Origin of the sequence: Fundicoccus sp. Sow4_F4 (assembly GCF_052116145.1) — a bacterium.
Lineage (GTDB): Bacteria > Bacillota > Bacilli > Lactobacillales > Aerococcaceae > Fundicoccus.
This window is the reverse complement of record NZ_JBQKLQ010000001.1, coordinates 325,130-349,911: the sequence shown is the minus strand read 5'-3', so window position 1 is coordinate 349,911 and position 24,782 is coordinate 325,130. Positions and strand designations below refer to the sequence as shown.

The 24,782-nt window shown below is 35.7% G+C and carries 21 protein-coding genes; 4 read left to right on the top strand and 17 right to left on the bottom strand.

Translation table 11 applies throughout. The annotated features are described in order from the left end of the window. Positions 1 to 59 precede the first annotated feature (59 nt). Positions 60 to 1,079 carry a DNA polymerase III subunit delta gene (holA, locus tag ACTQ5J_RS01645; protein ID WP_441750246.1) on the bottom strand — a complete coding sequence of 340 codons (1,020 nt, stop codon included), beginning with the start codon at positions 1,077 to 1,079 and terminating at the stop codon, positions 60 to 62. Between the two features lie 187 nt (positions 1,080 to 1,266). On the opposite strand from holA, the gene ACTQ5J_RS01640 reads away from it, so the two are divergent. Then, positions 1,267 to 2,007: a gamma-glutamyl-gamma-aminobutyrate hydrolase family protein gene (locus ACTQ5J_RS01640; RefSeq protein ID WP_441750245.1), complete on the top strand. Its 741-nt coding sequence runs from the start codon at positions 1,267 to 1,269 to the stop codon at positions 2,005 to 2,007. Between the two features lie 494 nt (positions 2,008 to 2,501). Here ACTQ5J_RS01640 and ACTQ5J_RS01635 read toward each other — a convergent pair whose 3' ends face one another. The 3 genes from ACTQ5J_RS01635 to ACTQ5J_RS01625 form a co-directional block, all read right to left on the bottom strand. Next, the gene (locus ACTQ5J_RS01635) at positions 2,502 to 2,840 is read right to left on the bottom strand and encodes a glycine cleavage system protein H (RefSeq protein WP_441750244.1); all 339 of its coding nucleotides are present in this window, start codon (positions 2,838 to 2,840) and stop codon (positions 2,502 to 2,504) included. 176 nt (positions 2,841 to 3,016) lie between these two features. Then, a complete protein-coding gene (locus ACTQ5J_RS01630; RefSeq protein WP_441750243.1) occupies positions 3,017 to 4,225 on the bottom strand; it encodes an FtsW/RodA/SpoVE family cell cycle protein in 1,209 nt (402 codons plus the stop codon). Beyond that, positions 4,226 to 5,227: a YihY/virulence factor BrkB family protein gene (locus tag ACTQ5J_RS01625; protein ID WP_441750242.1), complete on the bottom strand. Its 1,002-nt coding sequence runs from the start codon at positions 5,225 to 5,227 to the stop codon at positions 4,226 to 4,228. A gap of 171 nt (positions 5,228 to 5,398) precedes the next feature. On the opposite strand from ACTQ5J_RS01625, the gene ACTQ5J_RS01620 reads away from it, so the two are divergent. Then, a complete protein-coding gene (locus tag ACTQ5J_RS01620; RefSeq protein WP_441750241.1) occupies positions 5,399 to 6,094 on the top strand; it encodes a histidine phosphatase family protein in 696 nt (231 codons plus the stop codon). 67 nt (positions 6,095 to 6,161) lie between these two features. On the opposite strand, the gene ACTQ5J_RS01615 is transcribed toward ACTQ5J_RS01620, so the two are convergent. From ACTQ5J_RS01615 to ACTQ5J_RS01605, 3 genes are all read right to left on the bottom strand, one after another. After that, complete coding sequence (locus ACTQ5J_RS01615; protein WP_441750240.1) at positions 6,162 to 7,916, bottom strand: ABC transporter ATP-binding protein; 1,755 nt, start codon at positions 7,914 to 7,916, stop codon at positions 6,162 to 6,164. Beyond that, positions 7,903 to 9,645, bottom strand: a complete 1,743-nt coding sequence (locus ACTQ5J_RS01610; protein WP_441750239.1) for an ABC transporter ATP-binding protein — start codon at positions 9,643 to 9,645, stop codon at positions 7,903 to 7,905. Before ACTQ5J_RS01610 ends, ACTQ5J_RS01615 begins: the two co-directional genes overlap by 14 nt. A 337-nt stretch (positions 9,646 to 9,982) precedes the next feature. Beyond that, complete coding sequence (locus tag ACTQ5J_RS01605) at positions 9,983 to 10,801, bottom strand: MBL fold metallo-hydrolase (protein WP_441750238.1); 819 nt, start codon at positions 10,799 to 10,801, stop codon at positions 9,983 to 9,985. Between the two features lie 185 nt (positions 10,802 to 10,986). Between ACTQ5J_RS01605 and ACTQ5J_RS01600 the strand changes: the two genes are divergently transcribed. Continuing rightward, the gene (locus ACTQ5J_RS01600) at positions 10,987 to 11,943 is read left to right on the top strand and encodes a 2-hydroxyacid dehydrogenase (RefSeq protein ID WP_441750237.1); all 957 of its coding nucleotides are present in this window, start codon (positions 10,987 to 10,989) and stop codon (positions 11,941 to 11,943) included. A 59-nt stretch (positions 11,944 to 12,002) separates the two neighbouring features. Here ACTQ5J_RS01600 and ACTQ5J_RS01595 read toward each other — a convergent pair whose 3' ends face one another. From ACTQ5J_RS01595 to ACTQ5J_RS01560, 8 genes are all read right to left on the bottom strand, one after another. Then, entirely contained in the window at positions 12,003 to 12,590 is a 588-nt protein-coding gene (locus tag ACTQ5J_RS01595) for a 3'-5' exonuclease (RefSeq protein ID WP_441750236.1), read from the bottom strand. 764 nt (positions 12,591 to 13,354) lie between these two features. Then, a complete protein-coding gene (locus tag ACTQ5J_RS01590; RefSeq protein ID WP_441750235.1) occupies positions 13,355 to 14,179 on the bottom strand; it encodes an SMP-30/gluconolactonase/LRE family protein in 825 nt (274 codons plus the stop codon). Positions 14,180 to 14,900: 721 nt separating this feature from the next. Then, the gene (locus tag ACTQ5J_RS01585; protein ID WP_441750234.1) at positions 14,901 to 15,224 is read right to left on the bottom strand and encodes a hypothetical protein; all 324 of its coding nucleotides are present in this window, start codon (positions 15,222 to 15,224) and stop codon (positions 14,901 to 14,903) included. A gap of 38 nt (positions 15,225 to 15,262) precedes the next feature. After that, the gene (locus tag ACTQ5J_RS01580; RefSeq protein ID WP_441750232.1) at positions 15,263 to 17,674 is read right to left on the bottom strand and encodes a carbohydrate binding domain-containing protein; all 2,412 of its coding nucleotides are present in this window, start codon (positions 17,672 to 17,674) and stop codon (positions 15,263 to 15,265) included. A 29-nt stretch (positions 17,675 to 17,703) separates the two neighbouring features. Further along, positions 17,704 to 17,970 carry a hypothetical protein gene (locus tag ACTQ5J_RS01575; protein WP_253940803.1) on the bottom strand — a complete coding sequence of 89 codons (267 nt, stop codon included), beginning with the start codon at positions 17,968 to 17,970 and terminating at the stop codon, positions 17,704 to 17,706. A 76-nt stretch (positions 17,971 to 18,046) separates the two neighbouring features. Beyond that, positions 18,047 to 19,411, bottom strand: coding sequence for a carbohydrate ABC transporter substrate-binding protein (locus ACTQ5J_RS01570; protein ID WP_441750231.1), 1,365 nt, complete (start codon positions 19,409 to 19,411; stop codon positions 18,047 to 18,049). A 505-nt stretch (positions 19,412 to 19,916) separates the two neighbouring features. Beyond that, positions 19,917 to 20,759, bottom strand: a complete 843-nt coding sequence (locus tag ACTQ5J_RS01565; RefSeq protein ID WP_441750229.1) for an ROK family protein — start codon at positions 20,757 to 20,759, stop codon at positions 19,917 to 19,919. A 133-nt stretch (positions 20,760 to 20,892) separates the two neighbouring features. Continuing rightward, positions 20,893 to 21,714, bottom strand: coding sequence for an aldo/keto reductase (locus ACTQ5J_RS01560; RefSeq protein ID WP_441750227.1), 822 nt, complete (start codon positions 21,712 to 21,714; stop codon positions 20,893 to 20,895). Positions 21,715 to 22,135: 421 nt separating this feature from the next. On the opposite strand from ACTQ5J_RS01560, the gene ACTQ5J_RS01555 reads away from it, so the two are divergent. Continuing rightward, positions 22,136 to 22,912 carry a hypothetical protein gene (locus ACTQ5J_RS01555; RefSeq protein WP_441750225.1) on the top strand — a complete coding sequence of 259 codons (777 nt, stop codon included), beginning with the start codon at positions 22,136 to 22,138 and terminating at the stop codon, positions 22,910 to 22,912. 462 nt (positions 22,913 to 23,374) lie between these two features. Here the strand turns inward: ACTQ5J_RS01555 and ACTQ5J_RS01550 are convergent, their stop codons facing one another. Beyond that, complete coding sequence (locus tag ACTQ5J_RS01550) at positions 23,375 to 23,962, bottom strand: 3'-5' exonuclease (protein WP_441750223.1); 588 nt, start codon at positions 23,960 to 23,962, stop codon at positions 23,375 to 23,377. An 80-nt stretch (positions 23,963 to 24,042) separates the two neighbouring features. After that, positions 24,043 to 24,531 carry a GNAT family N-acetyltransferase gene (locus ACTQ5J_RS01545; protein WP_407090318.1) on the bottom strand — a complete coding sequence of 163 codons (489 nt, stop codon included), beginning with the start codon at positions 24,529 to 24,531 and terminating at the stop codon, positions 24,043 to 24,045. Positions 24,532 to 24,782 lie beyond the last annotated feature (251 nt).

The window sequence follows — 24,782 nt, the reverse complement described above, 5'->3', positions numbered from 1 at the left end:
CCTTTTCAAAGCTTTCATTTTCTGGTTTAAGTTCGGTTTCCTTGCAAGCATCAAAAAAATTATGCTAACGAAACCAGTTTGGTTAATAGCAAGTAAAAGTGTGTTTCTTTAATACCAACACCTGTTTTCATATGATAATCGACTTCAATTAATTCATCATAAAATTCAGCCAACTGCTTCAAGTTTGAACGACGGCCAGATTGTAGTGCCAACTTAACTCGATAAGGATGGACACTCAATTCTTTTGCAATATCTGCTTCTAAATAACCTTGCTGATTCAGTAATTTGCTTTGAATAATTAATCTAAACTGAGAAATTATCAAGGCATGTAAGGCAATTGGCTCGTGTTTCATTAAAATTAAATCTTGATAAATCTGAACGGCTTTATCCACTCTTTTCTTCATGACAGCATCTGTTAATTCAAATACATTGGACTCAAGCGTTCGTGGCACCAAGGTTCTCACAACATCGATTGTAATTGGCTGGCCTGTTAAACTAAAACTTTTCAGTTTTGAAATTTCCCCCATCGCTTCTGTTAATTGATAATTCACTCTCACAAGCAATTCTTGACTGGCTTCTCGGGTGATGTTTAACTGTTCCCCTTCAATATAACGTTGGATATAGCGGCTAACCTCTTGTTCTTTCAGAGGATTCACTTCAATAAAAGCAGTTTGCTTTTGAAAAGCTTTTGTTAATTTTTTTCGTTTATCCACTTGATCAAAAGGTATAACAAACACAATCACAGAGGCTTCGTTCGGATTATTGATATAATCTAACAAACGTTTTTCTTCACTCGTTGATAACTTTTGACTCGAATTTGCATTCAAAAACTGGACGTTCTCTACAATTATAAGTCGATATTCGGCAAAAAAAGAAAACATCTCTGCTTCATCTAATGCAGCATCAAGTGATTGCTCGCTTAAATCAATTTTTGCCATATCTAAATTGTCAGCCTCGCCGAATTGATTCAATAAAATCTGCAGAAATTCCTGTTGTAGAAACAATTCTGACCCGAAAATCGTATAAACTGCCTTCAAATTTCCTTTTTTGACATCTTGTATCGCTTTTTGGTAATCCACGCCATCACTCCTTGCTTCATTGAAACATTATAACTTAATTCACAGTAAATTACTAAAAGCACCGTCACTTTTTTACAAAAAAGGAAAAACACCCCTTTATTTCTCATCAAGTTTTAATTTTATGTTTAATTTTCACTCTTCTTAGGCTATAATAGGTTTATAACTACTTACAGAAAGGAGCATTTGATTGACACACCCCATTATAGGTATTACAGGCAATACATCTGCTTTTAAAAACGATGATTTTGAAGCATTCAAAATTAATTACTCTTCTACTGGCTTCTCAACTGCTATCAGTCTGGCAGGAGGCACACCCATTATTATTCCCATTAATGAGGCTACTTTTGCTAAAGAATATATCCAATTAATTGATGGGCTCTTACTGACTGGCGGACAAGATGTGACCCCAATGTTGTATGGTGAAGAACCTAGAAAAGTAATTGGACCAACTTCACCTGAACGAGACAAATGTGAAGTCGCTTTAGTCAAAGAAGCGATTCGCCAGAAAAAACCAATTTTAGGTATCTGTCGTGGCTTACAGTTAATAAATGTGGTTTTAGGAGGAAGCTTACTACAAGACTTATCCGAAGATGAATCAATTACGATTCAACACGTTCAACGATCTCAACCAGAGTTTTCCACTCACTCGATTAAAGTAAAATCTGGCACGCATATTGCTGAAATCATTGACAATAACAGCTATGTCAATTCAATTCATCATCAAGCAATCAAAGAATTAGGTAAAGGCTTAACAGTCTCCGCTTGGAGTCCTGATAATGTCATTGAAGCAATTGAAGTAGTTGATGATAACCAGAGCATTATCGGCATCCAATGGCATCCAGAATTAACATTTCTAGAAAATCATGAGAGTTTATCGATTTTCAAGGATTTAATTAAGCGTTCCATTAGTTCGAAATCGTCCATGTAAAACATTAAAACACGCCCAACTTTTCAATAAAGTGAGCGTGTTTTTTCATTAGGCCTTAAAGAGACCCTAGTTGTTTAGCGACCGAATTAGCTCTTGCATCTTGTTTACGATACTTTAGAACAGATGAAAGGTGGCTGCTACAATGATTTTGACAATAATTTAATAGTAGCACCAAGCTTTAATCGTCCTTCGACGTGACAATGGACACCTTTTTCTGTCAGGTTTTTATATAAGTACTGTGTCTGATTAGCACTCTGGCGCACGTGTCTATTGGTGACACGGCGTTGAAGATGCCCGAAAGCATGTGTCGTATTGGCAACACGGCGAATTTCCTTAGTGAGACAAGGTTTTCTTTTAAATTTACTTCCTACCAAGACAAGTATCCTGAAGCATGATAAGTCCACCTATATTTTATAATCCCTTATACTAGGACAAAACTTCACACCCATCAATCTGTGTGAAGTCATTATTTATTTCTAACTATATTTAGTTACTTATAGTGAAGCAAATGCATTTGCTTCACTTGCTGTCATGCGAACTAGCCAGTTTGAAGTTTGATCAGGCGAGTCTAATAAACTAGTCGTTTCTTCAGCGGTTTCGTGACGTTCAATAATTGTCCCTGAGAATGGTGCGGGAATTTCAATTGCTGCTTTTGAAGCTTCTACATTCAATAAAGTCTCGTCGGCTTCAATTGCCCCTAAATCTGCAATACTAGCAAAACTGATATCACCGACCTCATCTTGTAATTGACTAGATAAACCGATTGTATAGATTACTTCTCCATCTATCTTGTCACCCGCTTGAACCCATAATTGATTGATTTCTTTTATCATATCTATCCTCCACCCTTTCTTAATTACAACAGTCCATAAGCTCTGTTATATCGTCGCTTATCCTTAAAACCATTATACCTTTAGTAAATATTACCGTCAATCGATGAATTGCATACAAAAAACCAAACAGAAATTGCAACACTTTGGGAAGCTGTTTCAATCTGTTTGGTTTGTCATTAATCGTAATTAAATTGATCATTATTTGAAAACATATAACTTCTATGGTGGTAACGCATAGATAGAATCAATCCTATACCAATCATATTACTTAGTAAGGCTGATCCCCCTTGTGAAACGAATGGTAAAGGAATCCCGGTAATAGGTAATAAACCAATAGTCATTCCAATGTTTTCAACAATATGGAAAAGAATCATTGATATAACACCTGTTGCAATATAGGTGTAGAATTCATTTTTCGTTTCAAAACATGTTTGAACCATTTGATAAATAAGTAAGAAATAAATGAATAGCAAAACCGATCCACCAAGGAAGCCATAACTTTCGGCAATCGTCGTAAAGATAAAGTCTGACTCACGAACAGGTACAGAGACTTCTGAGATTCCGAATCCTTTACCTGCTAATTGTCCTGAGCCTACTGCCATAATACTCTGAGCAAGTTGGTAACTATTACCCTGAGCATCCCCAAATGGATTCAACCAACTATTAATACGTTCTAATTGGTAGGGTTGGAATATGCCAGAATCCAGTAAAATATTTGGGTAAAAAGCTGCTAAGGCAATCAAACCTCCACCAAAGATTACAACGACAGAAAGTGATGGAACAAGTATTTTCCAAGAAACGCCAGACATTAAGACTGTACCGGCAATAATACTTAAAACAACTAAGTTGGTTCCCAAGTCATTTTGTAGTTGAATCAAAATAACGGGTGGTAATGAAAACAGAGCTACTTTCCCTAATAGTACCCAGTCAGTTTTCAAAGTACGTTGAATATTTTTACTATTATGTTCGGTAACGACTCTCGCTAAGAAAACAATAAAAGCAGGCTTAAATAACTCTGAAGGCTGGAATGAAAATGGCCCAATAATAAACCAACTTTTCGCACCGGTTAACGATTCCATTTGGCGGTCATAAAGGAACAAGACCAACACTAACAAGAGCAAGCCGCCTCCATATAAGAAAGCAGACAATTTCCAGTATTGTTCACTATCAAATTGAATGACTACTATCACGATAAGTGCACCTACCGCATACCATAAAGCATGTAAAAGCGTCGGTGTAATATTACTACCTTCTATCATAGTTGTTGTCGCATAAACACTTAGCAAACCTATAATAGCTAAAATTAATACGTTTAATATAATTCCATAATCGATACGTGAATCACTCGATTTGGATAATCGTCGAGATTGATGTCTAGTTGTCATCTAAGATCTCGTTCTCCTTTCGTCATCAGATCGATCAATCACTGATGTTGGTAAATTCTTAATAATTTCATGTTTAAGTCCAGGCATTGCGCCACTATAGTGTTGAAAATTTGAACTATAAGAGTTGAATGATTTGTATTTTGTCGTTTCTTCAACCAAATGCCAATAACTTTTTTCTTTAAAGTCACGGTAGAAGACGTTGATATAGGCACCGATACATATAACCATCGCATTAAAATAGAGCCAAATAATCACAACTATTAGAACTCCAATTGTACTATTACTTGTGGCTGCATTGCTAGCAAAAGTTAAATATAAATTGAATAGTTGTGACACTAATATAAAGCCAATCACAGAAAACAAGGCACCTGGTAGTGCATATTTAAACTTCCAATTAACATTTGGGATAAAATAATAAATAACTGTCAGCATTAAGAAAAAGACTAATAGCGCAATGATACTCCCTTGTTCAATGAAAAAATTCCAAAAGAATAAATCCAGATGAAAGACACTTTGTAACATCTCAATCACTGTTTCACCAAAAATCATCAAGAATGACAAAGCCGCAGACACGACCACGATGGCCAAGGTAAAGGCGTAAGCAAAACCACGTGCTAAGAAAAAGTTCTTACGAGGCTCCGCTTTATAAATCGTATTGAGCACTCTTTGCAATGTATTAAACACATTAGATGCTGGCCATAGGGATATAACCAACCCCAAAGAAAATACCCCAGTACTGGTGTTATCTAGATAACTTTCCAAAATTGGCATTAATACAGTCTCAACTTCTGATGGCAAGGCTCTTTCAATGTAAAAGATGATGTCTTGCTCAGATAAAGGTAGTATAGCGATGACGTTAGCAAGTGCTAGCATAATCGGTACAATTGCCCAAATTATATAGAATGATAACTCTGCTGCATACGTTCCAAACTGCAACTGCTGCTTATTGACTTGAAATGTTTTAAGCAGGCGATCCCCTAGTGTAGGTTGTTCGACTTCCATTGTCTCATCTCCTTCACACTTTTATAACTCTTTCAGATTACCATATTCCACTTTAAAATGCACTCGAAGCCGTGCGATTTAAAGTAAAATTGATAAATTTGTCTTTGCTTAGACATGTAACAATACAAAGGCTATAATAAGGGAGAACACTATTGTAGGAGGTTTTTTTTAATGTCGAAAGGTGTAACTTTTTATTTTATGCGTCATGGTGAAACATATCTTAATCTTTATGGTCGTATGCAAGGCTGGGCAAATGCCCCATTAACGGATCGAGGCATCACGGATGTTCACAGAAGTGGCAAAGGCTTAACCAACGTCACGTTCGATGCTGTTTATTCAAGTGATTTAATGCGTACCATTGAAACCGCGCAAATTATTTTAAAAGAAAATCAACAGGCTGATCATTTAAAAATTGTTCCAATGAAAGAATTTCGCGAGGTTCATTTTGGATTTTTTGAAGGTTTAGATGCTCGTCAAGTTTGGGACGACGTTCAAAACAACGTTCGTTTAAAACATGGCCTACCAGCTGGAAATGATTTACAAGTGGAAGCTGCATTAAACGCAGTCAAAGAACTCGACCCATATAAACACGCTGAAAATTATGCAGAATTTTGGAACCGAGTAGAGAATGGTTTGTTACAATTATTAAACAAGCATGCTGGAACTGACCAGAACATTCTGGTTGTCTGCCACGGCATGACTATTCGTAACTTACTTCATGGTTTAGTTGCTGATTTTTCAGAAAACGACCCACTTAATAACGCATCCGTTTCGATCGTTAAATATAGTGACGGACATTTCCAAATACTAGCTTATAATCAAACGCATCATTTCGCTGATATTGCTGAAGAAGCTGACGACCAATAACTACATCATTAAAATCAGAAAAGCCAAATTGTTTGCTAATAAAAGCAAACAGTTTGGCTTCTTTTTATTAAATAACGGTTGAAACTTTCCCTTGCATTCGGAACATTTCGGCATACTGGCCATTCAACGTCAGTAGTTCGTGGTGATTACCCTGTTCGCGAATCACGCCTTGATCAAGTAGAATTATTTGATCAGCATTTTGAATCGTTGATAATCGATGGGCGATAATAAATGTTGTACGCCCTTCTTTTACGACATTCATCGCATGTTGAATCACTTCTTCTGTTTGTGAGTCGATATGAGAAGTGGCTTCATCAAGGATTAGAATTTTAGGATCACTGGCCAATGTACGTGCAAAAGAAATCAATTGCCTTTCTCCAGACGACAATGATTGCCCTTTTTCAACAACTTCGGTATAAATCCCTTTTTCCAATTTATCAATCATTGGTCTTGCTCCGACTTTATCAATCGCATTAAGGATAGTCTCTTCAGTAATTGTTTCATCATTCATACTAATATTACTCGCGATTGTCCCAGTAAATAAATAAGGTTCTTGCAAAACAATCCCCATTTTATCTCGAACACTTTCACGACTATAGTCATAAATATTCTGACCATCAATGAGTACTTGTCCACTTTGTGGATCATAGAAACGAAACAGTAAGTTAATAATCGAACTCTTTCCTGAGCCTGTATGACCAACTAAACCAACTGTTTGTCCTTTCTTGACAGTGAAATTGATATCTTTCAACACTTGATGGTTTTCTTTATAGCCAAAGTTGACATGCTCAAAGCTCACTACACCTTCACCGACGGCTAAAGTCGCTTGGCTATCTACTTCAACCGGTGTATCTAGCAGTTCAAACACTCGATGACCAGCCACAAGCGCTTGTTGGAGCATCGTCATTAAACGAACAATCATACTTATAGGATCAAATATACGTGACACATAGTCAATCAATATAAATAAAATACCCGTTGAATAACCTAATACTCCATTCGAAAAACGCGTACCAAGGTACATCATCACAAATAAAGTCACAAGATGCTTCAATAAGCCTGAGATATTCCACGTTAAAGTTGAATCAATATAGTTTGTTTTTTTACGCGATTCCAACCACTCTTGATTTGTTTTTTCAAATTCATCTTCCATTGATTGTTGACGGTGAAACAATTGAACAATTGAAGCTCCCTGTACAATTTCAGCCGTTTGACTATTCATTTCACTAACCGACTCTCGCCAACGATGGTTGAGTGGCTGAACCAATTTCATATAAGCTAACTGCCAAATAATAAAAATCGGAATTAAACCTAACATCGCTAAGCCTATTGGCTTACTTACTAAGAATAAAGCAATATACGTTCCAACCACTTGAACACCATTGAGTAACACTTGGGTTGAAAAGTTTTGATAAAAATTCTCTCTTAAAACTTCCGTATCGTTTACAATCCGTGCAGAAATTTTCGCGGCGGGTTTATCATCAAAATATGAAATAGGCAATTCTTGCATATGTTCATGAACTTGGTTCCGAATGATTCGTCCAATATCATTGGATGCATAAGCTAAAATGATATAGCTTGCATAGCCGATAGCTGCACTCGTAAAAACGAAAGCCAAATAATACGAAAATAATTGAACTAACACTGGCCATTCGATTACAGCTTTTGCTTGTGTTTGCTCAGAGACATAGTTAATTAACTGACTTCCCAAAATAGGTGCATAAATCGACAAGCCGGCCGATATTAATAATAAAACGATTCCAATACTGTAACTCACTTTTCGATAACGTACATACGTTAATAAGCGATTAAATGTTGTCATAATCTACCACCTCCATTTGTTGTTTTTCATGTTGTTTGTAAAACCAACCTTTAGAGGCAAGCAGTTCTTGTGGTGTCCCTGATTCAGTAATACGACCCTCTTCAATGACAAGAATATGATCCGCATGCGATACAGCAGATAAACGGTGAGTCACAATAATCGTCGTTTTATTATTACGCACTTTCTGAATATTTGCGATAATCGCTTGTTCAGTCTTTGCATCAACCGCTGATAATGAATCATCTAAGATAAGTAACTCTGGTTCACGTATCATCGCACGAGCCATAGATACTCTTTGTTTTTGACCTCCAGAAATTGCCACACCTTTTTCTCCAATTAAAGTTTCAAGACCTTCACTCATATTCTTAATATCTTTTTCGAAGTCCGCCGTTTGAATGGCAGCGTTAAACCCTGATTCGTCAGCTTCAGCATTACCAAACTCAATATTATGGCGCACTGTTTTTGAGAATAAAATATGTTCTTGTGGGACATAGCCGATTAACTGTTCTAAATCTGCCACTTTATATTGTCTAATGGCTTCTTGATTAATTAAGATAGACCCTTGTTGACTAATTGGATACTGCCTCAATAATTGTTTAATCAACGTCGACTTGCCACTCCCCGTTTTACCTACGATACCTAGCGTTTCTCCTCTATTTAAAGTAAAGGACACATCGGCTAAGGTTGCATTCAAATCGTCGGGGTAAGCAAACAGATAATTTTCAAATTGAATACTATCGATTTGGCTGATCGCAAGTTCGCCATCCTTTTCGACTAAATCATCTGCTGTTTCTAATTCATGAATTTTACGGTATGAAACTTTCCCTTGTTGGTAGACTGCCACTAAATCAGACATCCCCCAAATAGAGCCATTTAAATAACTCAAGTAAATTTGAAAGGTCACTAATTCACCAATTGTCATTTGCCCCTCACCCACTAAGTAACCGCCATATAATAAACCAATCGCAATGGATAAGCCGGAAAAGACGCGGGCTACTTGACGAAAGGCACCATTAATCCAAATTAAATCATTTGCTTTACCCATCACTTTTTCGGTTTTTTCTTGAAAACGTGCTTGCTCTAATTCCTTTTTACCATAGGCACGCATGACACGTACCCCATCTACTACTTCTAAGACTTCGTTACTTAATTGGGCAACTTCATCTCGACTTTTCTCATAGCGTTTGTCTACTTCCATCCCCAAACGATAGACAATAAAACCAAAGACCACCAAGGGAATCGAACTCAATAAAGTCGCTTGCCAAGAAATCGTCGCGATCATCATTGCTAACACACCGAGCATCAACGCGCCGTCTGCCACGATTAACATGAAACCATAGCCGATCGATTGCCCCATAAAATCAATATCTGTCGTCATACGCGTCATTAAGTCACCAGAACGAAGTCGTTCATAAAACGGCGCTCTTAGCGTTAGAAGGTGACGAAACATACTTGTTCTTAATTCTTTTTGATATTTCATTGACTGGCCAAAAATTAAAATCACCCAGCCTGCTTCGGTTAAATAAATTAAAACCATCGTGATTGCATAAATTAATAAATACGTCGTTAAATCCGGTATCGTTAACGTACTTTGGACGATCGCATCCACAAATAATTGGATTAAATAATTGGGGATCAAGTATAAAAGACTTGAAATGATCGCCAAAGATCCGCCCAAAGTATAAACTATCGGATGTTTTTTTACATACTGCCATAAAGCTAATAACATCTATAAACTGCCTCTCTTTCTTACTGCTTTTTCTCTCGTGGCCATTATTTTTCTGCACAAAAAGGCCTACACATCCAGAAGTAAACTCTTCCTTTTGCGTAGGCCTAGGTTAATAGACATAGTTGCAGAAAATAATGTTAACAAAAATTTAGCTACCTACAGTCCAGCAAGGCTAGATTTCATTAACCACGAAAGGAGTTCGACTATTCAATTTCATTTGAGTGTTGCCTAGTAATAAATTGTACATCAATAATTCTCCTTTCTAAATATAGTAATTTATATTACAGTTTTAAATCTACTACAACATTAGATAAAAGTAAACAAAAAGTTAAGTAAATCATAACTTTTCTTCTGTATATATAATATTTCCCACAGGAACCATTTGATACTTATTCTTCAGTCGATTCGGTCGGGCTGAATAAGACACTTTACCTGACATACGAATCCGAATTTTATCATCCACTCCGTGAATAATATTCTGAGCTAGTAATATATTATTCGCCAGTACCTCTTTAGCAATGTGAAAGTCAGTGTGATTGATTAAGACATGGTCGAACAGCCCCTCAAAGCTTCTTAAATGCAATAGACCTTTCAAATGTTCTCTAATGGAGGTGCTTGCATCTAAATTCAATAAAGTGGGATCCGAACACGCATCACCAAAAATAGCCACCCGCTCTTCCTTAATAATAAAACACATAATCCCTTGAGAATGTCCCGGCACTAAGACCGGCAACAAACTCAGCCCACCTAGATCAAACACATCCTCTTCTTCTAAAGGCGTAAAATCTGCTTGTCTTTGTGGCTGCCATAATTCGACTTTGTCTTCCAACACGCCAGATTTACGTGTGACATATTGACGAATGGCCCGTCGATTCTCAATCGAACAATCTCTTTGTGCCGCAATAAATTCTCTTGGGTTTAAATACACCTTCTCGAACTGAGCGCTCCCTCCGGCATGATCAGGGTGAGCATGCGTTAATAGAACGTCATATGGCAACTGAGTCAATTCTTCGACAAAGGCTTTTAAATCGCCATAACCAAAGCCAGTGTCCACTAAGACGGCTCGGTCCTTTCCTTCTATTAAATAAGCACAGACATAAGGCATCACAATTCTCGTAATCGCCTCTGTTACTTTTTCAGCTTTAAATAATACCATGTTTCTCTCTCCAAATTAGTCTTTGTCCAATTCAGCTGTTACCTTTACCACTATTAAGCCATCCTATAATGGATTATCTGATATAATGGTAATAACGCAAATTGGCAGTTTACCTGATTAGTATACTCTTTTCTCGGACTTTCGCCAATCTTGCTTAAATATGTATTGTAGGAAGGAAGCTAACAATGAAAGTGAAACTAATAGAACCATTGCGCGTTCCAGATGCATTAATTGAAGAATTAGGTCAAGCAATTAAGGTTCGTGGACACGAATTTAAATACTATACAGATAAAACGACTGATCCTGAGGAATTATACACACGTAGTCAAGGCGCTGACATCGTCATGATTGCTAATAACCCTTACCCTGCTGAAGTGATTGATAAATTAGACGACCTTAAACTAATTAACGTTGCCTTTACTGGCGTCGACCACGTAGACGGCCCCGCTGCTAAAGCGAAAAGCATCGCGATTTCAAATGCAGCCGGCTATTCTAACCAAGCCGTTGCTGAATTAGTGATTGGTTTAACCCTTGATGTTTACCGCTCGCTGACTGCAGGCGACGCAGACATTCGTAAAGCAGACGCTTTTCCTGGCTTAATCCAAGGTCGTGAAATTAAAGGTAAAACAGTCGGGATTGTCGGTACCGGCAAAATCGGTTTAATGACAGCTCAGTTATTTAAAGCTTTTGGCGCTAAATTAATTGGCTATAATCGTAGCGAAAAACAAGAAGCAATCGACTTAGGTATTGAATACGTAAGTCTTGATGAATTAATGGCGCAAAGTGATATCGTCTCAATTCATTTACCTCTCAGCGATTCGACTCGTGGCACTATTTCACGAGAAAAACTTGAACTAATGAAAGAATCTGCTATTTTAATTAACTGTGCGCGCGGCCCAATCATTGATAACGATGCGCTAGCCGAATTATTAAATGCTGATAAAATTGCTGGAGCAGGTATTGATGTTTTTGATATGGAACCTCCAATACCAGCAGACTATCCCTTATTGAAAGCTAAAAACGCCGTTTTGACCCCTCATGTTGCTTATCTTACCGATGAAGCCATGGTCTTACGTGCCCATATTGCCTTTGACAATACCTTAGCATTCTTAGATGGAAAGCCAACAAATATCGTTAATTAAACTACAAGCAAAAAAAAACCCACTGGATCTGATTCCAAAGTGGGTTTTTTATGCTCATTCTAACGACTACGCCCTTTTTTAAAACCATTGCCACCCAAGACGCCATAGTTGGGATAGCCTGCAAAACGCACTAATTGATCTAAATTTACAAAACGATTTTCATGAATAAAATTAGAGGTAATCAGCCCGGCAGCCCTAGCATCCGATAAGGCATCATGATGCGTTAAAGGAATTCCATAATAATTAGAAATCGTACTTAATTTATAGTTGTAAAAATTCTTACGCACCGCTCTTGCTAACTGATAAGAACACGCATACTTTAAAGGCGCAATATCCAAGCCATAACGATTATAATTATCTTTCAAAGCCCCCATATCAAACGTCGCATTATGAGCCACGACCGGTCGACCACCGATAAACCGCTCTATTTCGTATGACAAATTATAAAAACGTGGCGCCGTAATCACCTCATGCTCCTGGATTCCATGAATTCTAATATTCTCTAACGAAAAACTCTCATCCGGATTAATTAATTTATAATAAGTATCTAAAATATCTCCATCTTTAAACTTAACCATCCCGATGGAACAAATGCTATAACGATTGCGATTGGCCGTCTCCACGTCCAAAGCGACGAAATCATGCATCTAATCTCCCCTTTCATTGACACTAAATAATAAACTAAACAATTATCCATTGCAATATCACGAACACGATAGGGCTACTCTTCATCTATGCGACCTCATAAGCTGACGAAGTATTAAAGAAAATAGCCCATCTTTTTTGTCTCTTCATCTTCAGAATGAACCCCGAAACCAAGTGCATGATAAAGATGGACAGCTCTGTTAGCTTTTTGAATGGATAATGATACCTGTTGATAGCCTTTTGACGCCTGCTTAATCAGATTGTCCGGATTACTTGTCCCGATGCCCTTCTAATAAGGTAGTATTTAATTCTGTTGTGTTTTTGTCGATAGGGCCATACCCTTCAACGAGTCGCCCCACACCAAAACAACAATTTCGGCTCCATCGAACGTCCCAATGGCATCATCTATGGCAGTTGACCAAACTTAGAGGAATACTTACTTAAATCAGGTCCTTCATTTGCTGAAAATGGCATCTGGTTTGAAAAAAATGCTTCATAAAGAAACTGTTCTAAGAAACCCTGCTCAATATGTTTGATTTCTTTAATAGTATTATCCAGATGACCTTGAATCAATCCTTGTTGGCTATATCCAGTTTACTATATCATGAAAGATTATCATTTAGTACGCTTTTTATCAAAAATAGTTGATAGTATTTAAGTTCCCCAACTGCTAATCCTGCACTAACCATCGGAAGGAGACTAACTCTCTCACTCCTATCCAAAAATAAAAAACTGCTCCTTATTATAAGGAACAGCCGTGTTTAAATTATCTGATTTTCACTTTGAATAAACCGCCTGATAAAGCTTCGCCATCTTGTTTAGCAGTCGTGATATAGAGAAATTCTTGCTCACTACCGCCTAAACAACAAGACGTGATGTTAGAAACTGGCATTGGGATTTCAATTAATTGTTCACCCGTTTGGCTATCCCATTTACAAATTCTCTTACCACCGTATTCTGCCACCCATAAATTCCCATCTAAATCGACACACATGCCATCCGGTGAACCACCATCTGTAATCTCCACAACCATTTGCTTGTTCGAGAGATCGGCAGTCATTAAATCATAATCATATTTATGAATTTTATTCGTCGGTGTATCGATGTGATAGAAAGTCCTGCCATCCGCAGACCAACCGAGTCCATTTGATAATGTTAAATCTGTCAGAATTTCTTTAAAGTGTCCATTATCAATCACAAACAAACTGGCTGCTCCTTCAAGCGTTTCACCATAACCCATGGTGCCGATTAGGAAACGCCCCTTTGGATCCAATTTCCCATCATTATAACGTAAACGGTCATCCGTGTTCGGTTGCATTAGAAAGGTTCTTTTCTTAGTATCAGGATCAATGGAATATAAGCCATCCTTTTCAGCTGAAAGAATATAGCCACCTTCTGTCAGTACAGCGGCTCCTACCGGGCCACTAGTTGGATAAGTCTGTATCTCAGTTGTTTTTTCATTAAATTGATAAATCATCTGATCTTCAATCGATACGAAATATAGTAAATTGTTCTCTTCATCCCAGTGTGGACCTTCTAATAATTGATTGCCAGCATAATAGACTAGTTCTGGTGTTAGATTTTGAGTCATACATTTCAATCCTTTCAAGTTCTAGTGTCTACTTATACTATACATATAAAAGAACGCACACTCCAATGATACAGCCTGAAGTAAGAATGCCTAGTTAGGTATTCTATAATTTCGAGTGAGTAGTGAGTTCTTAAAAAAGCGCTTACAAAAACGATTAATAGCCTTTAACTACTATGACTTCTGCTTCCTCAAGACTGGGCTTTTGAAACTGGTCATAATACTGAGAAGTTGTTTCCTTGCTTAAAATAATATCATTTGGATGCTTACCAGTCCTTAGGCGAAGGCGTTCCAGGACAATCTCTTTAGGTGTCTCAATATATAAAATAAGTGCTTTAATCCCAAACTGTTTTAATAATTGAAGGTACTCTCATCTGCTACCTACCGACCAGAAAGAATAATCTAGAACGATATCCTTATTTTGTTTAATTAGTGAAATTAGCATAGTATCTAAATAAGCTTTAATTTCTCCTTGAATTTCTTGTGGTAGTGGATGAACCAATAATTATTGAAAAAGATACTTTAAGTGGTTAATACTTTCCCTGTAATAAGCATTTATTTTATAATAGTTACATATAACGCAAGCAATAGTAAGAAACTGAAAATAACAAGAAATCAGGTAAAACACTGTTAAATTAGTGTTTTACCTGAATTTTTAGAAACTTTTCAAAATTAAGGTAAGATAACATCTAACAATTGATTTATTCAACAATCATTAGTTATCTTATTTCAACCAATTCCATACGAATATAAGCGTAATTGAAGTGATTAATCGGACAATCAGATGTATCCAGTGAAAAGAGTTTGTTGTCACTCCCATGAATACTGCAAAAATGATAAGAGCAATCAATCCAAAATACAATAGCCATTCTGGATCAGTTTTTACCGCTTCAATAAATTTATTTGCTCGTAAATTTTTATCTATCGCACCCAAATTGCCGTCTGCTACCGCTTTATAAAATAAATACTCTTCCGATAATTTGCGGTGCTTTATCCCGATTTGTTCTAAATCGGAATTCATAATCCATTTATCATTCAACGGATTCATTTTAACACCTCAACTTCATTCCATTTATTGTCTTTTCTTTAGTTTACTTCTTCTAGTTCGATATCGTCAATCACTACGCGATGTTCTTGTTCGATAACTTTATCTTCCACAGCACCTAACGAAATACTCAACATCGCTTGCAAATCATCTGGTTCTTCCATCGCAAATTCATAACTATACTCTTGATAGTCAGCCTTTAAAGGAACAATCTGTTCTGGCAAATAAGTCGTCCAAACATCATCAGATTTCCCATCTCGTTGCAAAGCATACATAATACTACGATCCACACTACTTTTGGCCTTAAAGGTTAAGCGATAAGTCTTCCCTTTTATTAAAGGAACTTGTTCTTGAATCAATTGAATTTTCCAAGCTTGGTCTCCTGTATTATATATCGTAAAATCAGCTGCATTGTCCTCATTCAAGCTATCCACCACAACCGTTGCATTAGCAGAAGCATCCATAAATGCATTATAACCCGTTAAGCCCGCATCAAAGCTTCCATTTTTAATTAAACGATTTTCTTGCACTTTTACATTATCGACTCTGACTTCATTCACATTATCAAAGTTTAGAATTAGATCGGTATTATCGATCTGATTCTCCTCTAAAGTAAAGCTATAACGATAAGGATTTAACCCTTTTTCTACAGGTAACTCGAATGTAGATTCACCAATCTTACCTTTAAGTGTAAAGTCTTCTTCAGCTTCAATATCTAGGGAAAATTCATACTCTACCCCAGCATCTAATGGTAGCTGCTCTTGCATTAAGGTACTCTCCTTACCTCCAGCAATAATTAAACGGCGACCGTCTTCCAACGGAGAAATAGCTTCTTCAATTGAACCACCGTCCCATTGCCAAAAACCAATATGATAGTCACCCTCTTGGAATTTACCATTATAAACATAATTACCATCTGATAATACGGTTTTACTTTCGGCCGTATCAGAAGCTTCAGTTTTTTCTAAACGCTTCACACTGACGCCTTTTAAGTAAAATGGAGAGGCTTCATCGTAGGCTCCTAGATTAAACTCTAATCGTCCATTTTCATCTGAAGCTTCATTCATTGTAAATTCAAACTCAAACATTTGTGGTTCTGAGGTTAATTCAAGTTCTTGTTCCTCAAAATAACGAATATAACCATTATCTGGACCGGTCAGATTCACTTTAACCAAACGTTCTTGGTCACTCCAAGCCGTGAAGCTAACTTGATATTGATAATTTTGTTCCATTGGCAAATTAGCTTGAACTAACTGCACACTATAATCCACCTCGCCCGCAGAAGTGGTATTAATCGATAACTGATTATCTGCAATACTCGCTTCTGCCTCGCCACCTTGCGTGGTCAAGAAAACCCAATTGTCTTCATCCAATAATTCTTCGCTTTCTGAAAAATCACCATTAACAATGTAGTTGCCTGATTCATCGGCTTCACGTGCAGTAAATTCTTGTAAAGGTTTTTTAACATTTTCATCATAAGTTTCTTTTTGATAAACTCTGACATAATCAATATCAAAGGATTGTCCTTCAAATTCAGTTGAATCATCTGGATAGCCAATCCAACTACCACCTACCGCTAAGTTTAAAGTCACGTAAAATTCTGAATCAAATGGCGCAGGGTAGGTAATTTCACCTTGTCCTTCTGTCTTTGAATACCATTCGCTTTCAGAATGAATCAATTGGCCATCGACAAACCAATTGATTTTTCCAGGTAACCATTCGAGTGCAAATATATGATACTCTTCGTTAAAATCGCCTTTAGTCAATTGCATTTCGCCTTGACTTTCACGATGTGGATTACCGTAATGGATTGTTCCATAACTTTTAGTCGTATCACTACCATGTATTTCCATGATATCAATTTCACCAGCACGCGGCCATTGTCCATAGACATTTTCATCTGCAGACATCAACCAAAATGCAGGTAAATAGCCTTGCCCTTTAGGGACTCTTACTTTCGCTTCAAAAAAACCATATTTAAAATTTTGTTTGTTTTGTGTATTAACACGACCAGAATAATACAGGTCTTGACCATCAACTGACTCTTTTACTGGTTGAATTACTAATTTTCCATCATTTACTTGTAAAACTTTTTCATCATCAATATATTCTTGCCACTCTTCATTTACCCAACCAGGCTCATGCAATTCAACATTCCAATCATCACGATTTAGTTGATCTCCCTCAAATTCATCGCCCCATACAAAGCCATACTCTTCAAAGTTAACTCCTTGCTCTTGGTATTTTTCAAGGTACTCACTAGCGTATTCCACTTTAGATGTTCCTTCATTTGAGCTTTCTGTCGTTGTTGAATCGTCTGATTTAACTTCTTGTGTTTCAATCGATGTTTCTTCCACACTTGTTGAATCCTCTGCTAAGATATTAATCGGTGTTAAATTACCTAATGCCATAATCGATAATAAAGACAACCATTTCTTTGAACTTTTTTTCATCTATAACGAACCTCTTTCTCTATATATTTTTATTCCTTCACACTTCCTAAAGTAACACCAGCAATGATGTACTTAGATAACAACAGATAAACAATCACAATAGGAATGATAGCAACCACAATCATCATATAAACCTTCGCCATATCGAAGTTCATAAAGTCCGCTCCACGTAAAGTCGCAATTAAAACTGGCACAGTCATTTTGTCTTTTGAGTCAATAATCAATGCTGGAATAAAGTAATTATTCCATGCTCCTACGAAAACGAAAATGGATTGAACCGCAATCGCTGGCTTCATTCCCTCCAAGAAATAAAGCGAAGTAAAGCAAGTTATCGACTGCTTACTTCGCCTTATTAAATATTATTTTACTTGATTATTCTGGCCATTTAATTTCAGTAATTTCTGGATGGCGTTCTTTAATCGCAGTTTCAAAGTTTGCTTTTGCTTCATCAAATGTAACTTGTTCTTGGAAGTAATCGCCAAATGTATTTTGAATTTCTTCCACACACGCTTGGTCATAAGCTGATAATCGTGCTACTTTAATATTTTCGGCAACAGGTGTAAAGTAAGTAAATGGATTTTGTCCACCTAAGAATTCATGTGAGAAGGTATCATCTTCACTTACTTCTTTCATACCGCTTTTAGTATTGGTAAAGTCTAAGTACTCTTTAGAAATCTTCATTAAGTTATCTTTATTTGCTGTTAATTCCATGATGATTTCTTTTGCATGTTCGACATTATCTGTTCCAGCAGCTGCATGAATGTAAGAACCACCCCAATTAAATTCTTGAGGAGGTGTAGTTACTGCCCAAGAATTTGCTTCGCCATTCCAGTTCGGTTTTAATACGAAGTCAATACCCCAAGCTGGTAATAAGAAAGCAAATGATCTAGATTCTGAACTCATCGCTTTATTCCAATCATCATTCCATTGCGCTTTTACTGTCTCATCAAAATAGCCTGCGTCTTTCCATTCTTTAGAATCATTTATCCAATCAAGAATTTTTTGATCGACATTTATAACAGTTGAATCTTTCTCAACCCATGGATGTTCAATCGCATTACCATATAAACGGAAAGTATCAGCATAAGAAGAGAAAACATGATAACCTTTATCTTTTAATTCCTCTGCTGTTTGTTTTAATACATCCCAATTTTCAGTCTTTTTAGCAATTTCTGCTGGGTCATCGGTTCCGAATACTTCTTTAGCGATATCACGACGATACACTAATAGCCCTGGTGTTCCTTGCCAAGTAGATCCTCTTTGAACGCCACTTTGATCAGAAGGTGTTGCTTTAGCGAAGTCAAATTGATCCGCTAAGTCTTTTTCTGGATCAATGCCTAAATCCATTAGTGGCATTGCCACATCAACTGCTTCGTCAACGTATTTATTAACATAGTCAGTTTCAGATAAGAAAACATCTACTTTTTCATCGGCACTAGCGTCTGCTTGTCTTAATAATACCTCGTCTAATTTTTGTTGATATACACCATCTTGATTAGGATTTACAATCCAGTGAATCTCAGTACCATCTGTTAATTTTGTTACGGTTCCATCTTCAGATGTACTTTCTACTTTAGAATAAACTGCCGTTACACGGTCACGAAATTCATTATTCCATGAATAAATATTAATTACTTTACCTTCTTCAGCATTTACCTTAACTAATGATGCTGCAGACGATAATAAAACTGAACTAAGTGTCAATGCTAAACAACTTTTCGCCAACAATTTTCTCATAAAACCCCTCAAACCCCTCCTAATTATTGCCATTAATTACTTAATGTCATTTGATGTCTTTATCATATCAATATTTTATGACAGTGGTTACTATGTTTCTGACTAAAATAGCATATTAATAACATTAAAGTATCCGCTTACATTATCAAAAAATATATAATTTTAAAATAATCTCAAAATATTCAAATTATAATGTTTATTAGAAACATTATATAAACACCGTTAAAACAGTATTTTACCTGTATTTCCGCAAACATTAATGTTTTATATTTTATTCTTAATAATGTTGATATTTTATCATTATAGCAATAAAACCGCATAAAAACGACATTTTTATCATCAAACAGGTACAAAAAAAGACATTAGAAGATAAATTAATTTTTCATTTCTAATGCCGTCCAATAAAAATAAATTGAAATTGATTAATATTAGTTAATCCATAAATGAATCTAGTCACTTAAAATTTAAATTCGTAAGCTATCTTCCATTTATCTCAATTATTGCTCTAATCTGTTGTATTTTGATAATTAACCGCCGCACCAATTAAGTTCGCATTTTGCAGAAATTCACAACGATCAATCTTAATCTTCAAATCACCTGCACCGTTTGCTTTTAAATAGTGGTCAAGCTTTACTTGGATGGGGGATACAAAATCATTTCTTTGTGAGATACCCCCTCCAATTAAAATGAGTTCAGGGTCTAGCATTAAAGCCACATTATACATACTTCTAGCCAAAGTATCATGGACTTCCTCAGCACCTACCTTCGCTTGTTCATTCCCTTTAGCTGCTAAGTCAAATAAGTCTTTGCCTGATTCTAAATGATAGCGTTTAGCTGTTTCTACCGGACTAGCAATTTGACTCAATGTTTTTTTATCATCCATTAACATATACCCTATTTCGCCACCAAATAGATTCGCCCCTTTAACAAGTTGTTTATTGATACTAACAGCTCCACCAATTCCCGAACCAATAATATAAAAAACGACATTGTTTAAGTCTTTTGCTCTGCCATAATAAAGTTCTGCTAAAGCCGCTGAATTCGCATCATTTTCAATGGTTACTTGTTTATTGAATAACTCTGTCAATTCTTTAACAATTTCAAAATTATGGATATAAGGAATGGCACTAATGCCTCTGATCACCCCTAATTTTGAATCGACAGAACCTGGCGAGCTAATACCGACCCCTTCAACATCAGCGAATTTAGTTGCCACTTGTTCCATTTGTTGTTTCATTTCATCCCAAGTTGTTGGAGTTTTAAACGATCCAGTATTCGTTATCTTGTCGTCATCCCAAACACCATATTTGACAGCTGTTCCTCCCATATCAAAACAGAGTATTTTCATTTTTCTTCCCACTTTCATCAAAATAAACTAACCTTCTCTCTTTGAAGATTAGTTTATCATTTTTGCGTTCAGGTGAATAGAGCGCTTTCTTATATCCTATATTTTTTATCAAAACTTACCAATAATTTGCATTTTATTGAATTGAGTCTAAATATTCCATATCATCTAATTCAATTTCAAAATCTAATTTCGCATTCTCAATAATATATTTTTCATGAACAGATTTTGGTAGAGGTAAAATGTCTTTTTCTAATAAATAGCGAATGCAAATTTGCGGAATTGATTTATCATATTTAGAGGCCATCTTTTCAATTTGTTCATTGCCTAATAGTCGCCCAGTAGCAATCGGTGAATAACCTTCAACTAAAATATCATTGGCTTTACAAAACTCTAACACTTCAGGGTTGGTTTTTCCGATATGATATATAATTTGGTTGACCATTGGTTTTACTTTACAAGCTTCCATAATATTTTCTAAATCTTTAACATCAAAGTTTGATACGCCAATCGCTTTGATACTTCCTGCCTCATAAGCTTCTTCTAATGCACGCCACACTTCACGGTTTTCTTCAAAATATTTCAAATTTTCCGGATTTTCATGCATGATTGCCCATGGACGTGGGGCATGAATTAACATTAAGTCAATATACTCTAAATCTAATTCTCTTAAAGCTTGTTCAATGCTCTCTTTGGCTTCTTGATAAGTTTTACGTTCCGCCGGCACTTTAGTGGTTACAAAAACATTCTCACGTTTTAGACCTGAATCTCTAACTGCTCGGCCAACCTCTGTTTCATTACCATAAACAATCGCAGTATCAACATGGCTATATCCATTTTTTAAAGCAAATAACGTTGCATTATAAGCATCTTCGGGCGCTGATTGCCATGTCCCTAATCCTAATTTTGGAATTTTAACACCATTATGCAGTGTAAAAGTTTCCTCTAAAATTGTCATTGTGTATCCTCCTAACATTGATTACTACTTATAATTATAGTAGTCCCGCTTACTATAAAACAATATAGCAACGTTATAAGGTATTTATACTCAAACAATGGTACCATTGATTGTTTGTATGATTTATTGAGTGTACTTTTAAATTATGCAAAACAAACAAATAATTATATTGAATGGAAAGACTCAATAGACAAAGAATTGAATCGTTTTGAAATAAAGGGGCGAACTTAAAACTCTGATGTATAAAGACTTCGAAATCTCACATCAAAACATGAACCTATCTCCAACTAAGGAAATAGGCTGTTATTAATTCTTATGTCAAATTAGTTTGCAATGTATATTCGAGGCTACCTTAGAATACTTGTGTTTTATGACACACTAATGATTCCATCTGTTGTTTTATAAAAGGAGGTATTAAAATATGATTTACTCTAACGATGAAATTCTTATGGCATTTAATAAAAGTACAGCTTTCTACTTATTAGAAAATTCAAGTGAAGCTATTTACGAAAATTTAAGTGACTTAAAAATAGCGAAGTTAATATTAGATGCATCTAAAGAATTTAATAAAGTAAGTATTGAACTATATAAAAAGACTATCGTTGACACATTGAGAAAAGGTTATATTTTACCTAGTGGTTGTGACGCATCTCATTATAATGATTTATTTGATGCAGCTAAAAATACCACTATGGAAATTGCATATTATAATTATCTCCATAGTGACCCAGGATATCATCAATACCTAACTATAGTCTTAGAAGATATCCAAAAAGAAGCTTTAGTTGGATGGAATAGCTTATTTACGAATATTTTAAATTTAATTAAAGAAAATAATATTTCGTCAACCTTTATGCTTTTAATGTATCCATTGTATTCTTATTCTGAAGCTTTATTTATAAATAAATTCCAAAAAGTTAAAAATATACATGTAGACATTTGGAATATTAAGAGGATTGCAAATAGACAAAACAAACTTTTTAATGAGGATTCGTCCTCTGAGAATGAACTAAATTTAAAAAGCTTGGTAATTGCTACAACTGAATATTTCTTTAAAAATAACTTTGAAAAAAATAAATTCATTAATAGAAATTCAGTTCTACACGGTTACAGTCCACCTAGCGATTTAAAAATTATAGACTTTTATAAGTTAATTCATTACATCGAATTACTTCATTCTATTAATTTTGAAAGTTAGTGATTAACCACTAAAATTTTTACCATAATATTAAAATCAAGTTTAGAGTATTAAATACTTTACTCGAAAAATTTACTCATTGCTCTAAAAGTAATAGTAGCTGGCGCAGATGCTCCAACTGCTATATGAAAAAATATTCTTATTTCACTCATTAATATATCCGTCTACTTATAAAGCTCATAGGTAGTTGGTAAATCTAAATGCATTGTGAAGTAAGTATCAAATTAGTAAGACGAACTCTCGGAGTTCGTTTTTTTAAACTATAAGAATTTATAGTGCTCATTCCATATCCATTGCGCCTTGCTTACCGTTCTGGTTTGCAAGGCCGTAAACAGGTCAATTGTCATAGCTTTCTCTGATTTTGAACAAAGTACAAAGCTGGATAAATCAATATAAAACTTATAAACCCTTATATTATAAAAAAAGCCACCCAGCTTATTGCTGACTGACTCATTATAATGTTTAACGAATGCGACCTTTTCTAAAGCCCGTGCCACCTAACATACCGTAATTTTGATATCCTGCAAATCTAACTAATTGATCTAAGTTTGAAAACCGATTTTCATGCACAAACTTAGATACAATGAGACCTGCAGCTTTAGCATCCGATAAAGCGTCGTGATGCGTTAAAGGTATGCCATAATAATTCGCAATCGTACTTAATTTATAGTTATAAAAGTTCTTTCGCACTGCCCTTGCAAGTTGATATGAACAAGCATATTTAAAGGCAGGTATTTCTAAACCATAGCGATTAAAATTATCTTTCAAAGCGCCCATATCAAACGTTGCATTATGAGCAACAACCGGTCGTCCTCCAATAAAATCTTCAATTTGTTTAGTTATATCATAAAATCTCGGCGAAGAAATGACCTCATGCTCTTGAATACCATGAACATGAATATTCGCCAATGAGAAACTTTCATCTGGATTAATCAGTTGGTAATAACTGTCCAGTATTTCCCCATATTTGAAACGTACCATCCCGATGGAACAAATCGTATAACGATTCTGATTGGCCGTTTCAACGTCTAAGGCGACAAAATCATGCATACAACTACCTCTTTTCTTAATTATCTACTCATTTTAAACTTCTTATAAACGAAAAGCAAACTGGACTCGAGGTAGTCTACTTAATCATTATTAATCAATGAATAAATCATTGTAAACGTTTCTTCATCCTCGGTATAAATTTCGAAGCCTAGCGCTAGATACAACGTCAAAGCTCGGTTAGCCTTTTGCACAGATAACGATACTTGTTTGTAGTCTTTGTCTTTTAGTAATTGGAACATACTCTGTAATAATGTACGCCCTATCCCCTTACCACGATATGGGGATAGGATAGAGATATTCAATTCTGGAGTTTTACTATCCACATGCCCATAGCCTTCAACAAGTCGTACCCAAACTAAGCCAATTGGATTTTCTCCATCATAACTTGCAATGGCATAATCGCCTATCAATTGGCCAAATTTATCAATGTATTTATTGAGTTCTGCTGTCTCGACAATCGAAAATGGAAAGAGATTCTTGGGATCCGGTTGAAATAATGCCTCATAAAGAAACTTTTGTAAAATTTGATATTCAAGTGCATTCACTTGCTTTATAGTGTAATGTTTCAATCCATGTCTCCTTTTATTTGGATTATATTACAAAAAAAATGGAACTCAAACGTTCTTTTGAATTATTGAAAAAGATACTTTAAGTGGTTAATACTTTCCCTGTAATAAGCATTTATTTTATAATAGTTACATATAACGCAAGCAATAGCAAGAAACTGAAAATAACAAGAAATCAGGTAAAACACTGTTAAATTAGTGTTTTACCTGAGTTTTTAGAAACTTTTCATAATTTAGTTAAGATAACTTCTAAC

Excerpts from the sequence above, each read along its gene's own strand:
- ACTQ5J_RS01635 (WP_441750244.1), bottom strand. The coding sequence starts at position 2,840 with ATGATAAAAGAAATCAATCAATTATGGGTTCAAGCGGGTGACAAGATA.
- ACTQ5J_RS01605 (WP_441750238.1), bottom strand. The coding sequence starts at position 10,801 with ATGGTATTATTTAAAGCTGAAAAAGTAACAGAGGCGATTACGAGAATT.
- ACTQ5J_RS01630 (WP_441750243.1), bottom strand. The coding sequence starts at position 4,225 with ATGACAACTAGACATCAATCTCGACGATTATCCAAATCGAGTGATTCA.
- ACTQ5J_RS01580 (WP_441750232.1), bottom strand. The coding sequence starts at position 17,674 with ATGAAAAAAAGTTCAAAGAAATGGTTGTCTTTATTATCGATTATGGCA.
- ACTQ5J_RS01600 (WP_441750237.1), top strand. The coding sequence starts at position 10,987 with ATGAAAGTGAAACTAATAGAACCATTGCGCGTTCCAGATGCATTAATT.
- ACTQ5J_RS01615 (WP_441750240.1), bottom strand. The coding sequence starts at position 7,916 with ATGACAACATTTAATCGCTTATTAACGTATGTACGTTATCGAAAAGTG.
- ACTQ5J_RS01625 (WP_441750242.1), bottom strand. The coding sequence starts at position 5,227 with ATGGAAGTCGAACAACCTACACTAGGGGATCGCCTGCTTAAAACATTT.
- ACTQ5J_RS01560 (WP_441750227.1), bottom strand. The coding sequence starts at position 21,714 with ATGACAATTTTAGAGGAAACTTTTACACTGCATAATGGTGTTAAAATT.
- ACTQ5J_RS01555 (WP_441750225.1), top strand. The coding sequence starts at position 22,136 with ATGATTTACTCTAACGATGAAATTCTTATGGCATTTAATAAAAGTACA.
- ACTQ5J_RS01550 (WP_441750223.1), bottom strand. The coding sequence starts at position 23,962 with ATGCATGATTTTGTCGCCTTAGACGTTGAAACGGCCAATCAGAATCGT.
- ACTQ5J_RS01585 (WP_441750234.1), bottom strand. The coding sequence starts at position 15,224 with ATGAATCCGTTGAATGATAAATGGATTATGAATTCCGATTTAGAACAA.
- ACTQ5J_RS01620 (WP_441750241.1), top strand. The coding sequence starts at position 5,399 with ATGTCGAAAGGTGTAACTTTTTATTTTATGCGTCATGGTGAAACATAT.
- ACTQ5J_RS01590 (WP_441750235.1), bottom strand. The coding sequence starts at position 14,179 with ATGACTCAAAATCTAACACCAGAACTAGTCTATTATGCTGGCAATCAA.
- ACTQ5J_RS01565 (WP_441750229.1), bottom strand. The coding sequence starts at position 20,759 with ATGAAAATACTCTGTTTTGATATGGGAGGAACAGCTGTCAAATATGGT.
- ACTQ5J_RS01595 (WP_441750236.1), bottom strand. The coding sequence starts at position 12,590 with ATGCATGATTTCGTCGCTTTGGACGTGGAGACGGCCAATCGCAATCGT.
- ACTQ5J_RS01570 (WP_441750231.1), bottom strand. The coding sequence starts at position 19,411 with ATGAGAAAATTGTTGGCGAAAAGTTGTTTAGCATTGACACTTAGTTCA.
- ACTQ5J_RS01610 (WP_441750239.1), bottom strand. The coding sequence starts at position 9,645 with ATGTTATTAGCTTTATGGCAGTATGTAAAAAAACATCCGATAGTTTAT.
- ACTQ5J_RS01575 (WP_253940803.1), bottom strand. The coding sequence starts at position 17,970 with ATGAAGCCAGCGATTGCGGTTCAATCCATTTTCGTTTTCGTAGGAGCA.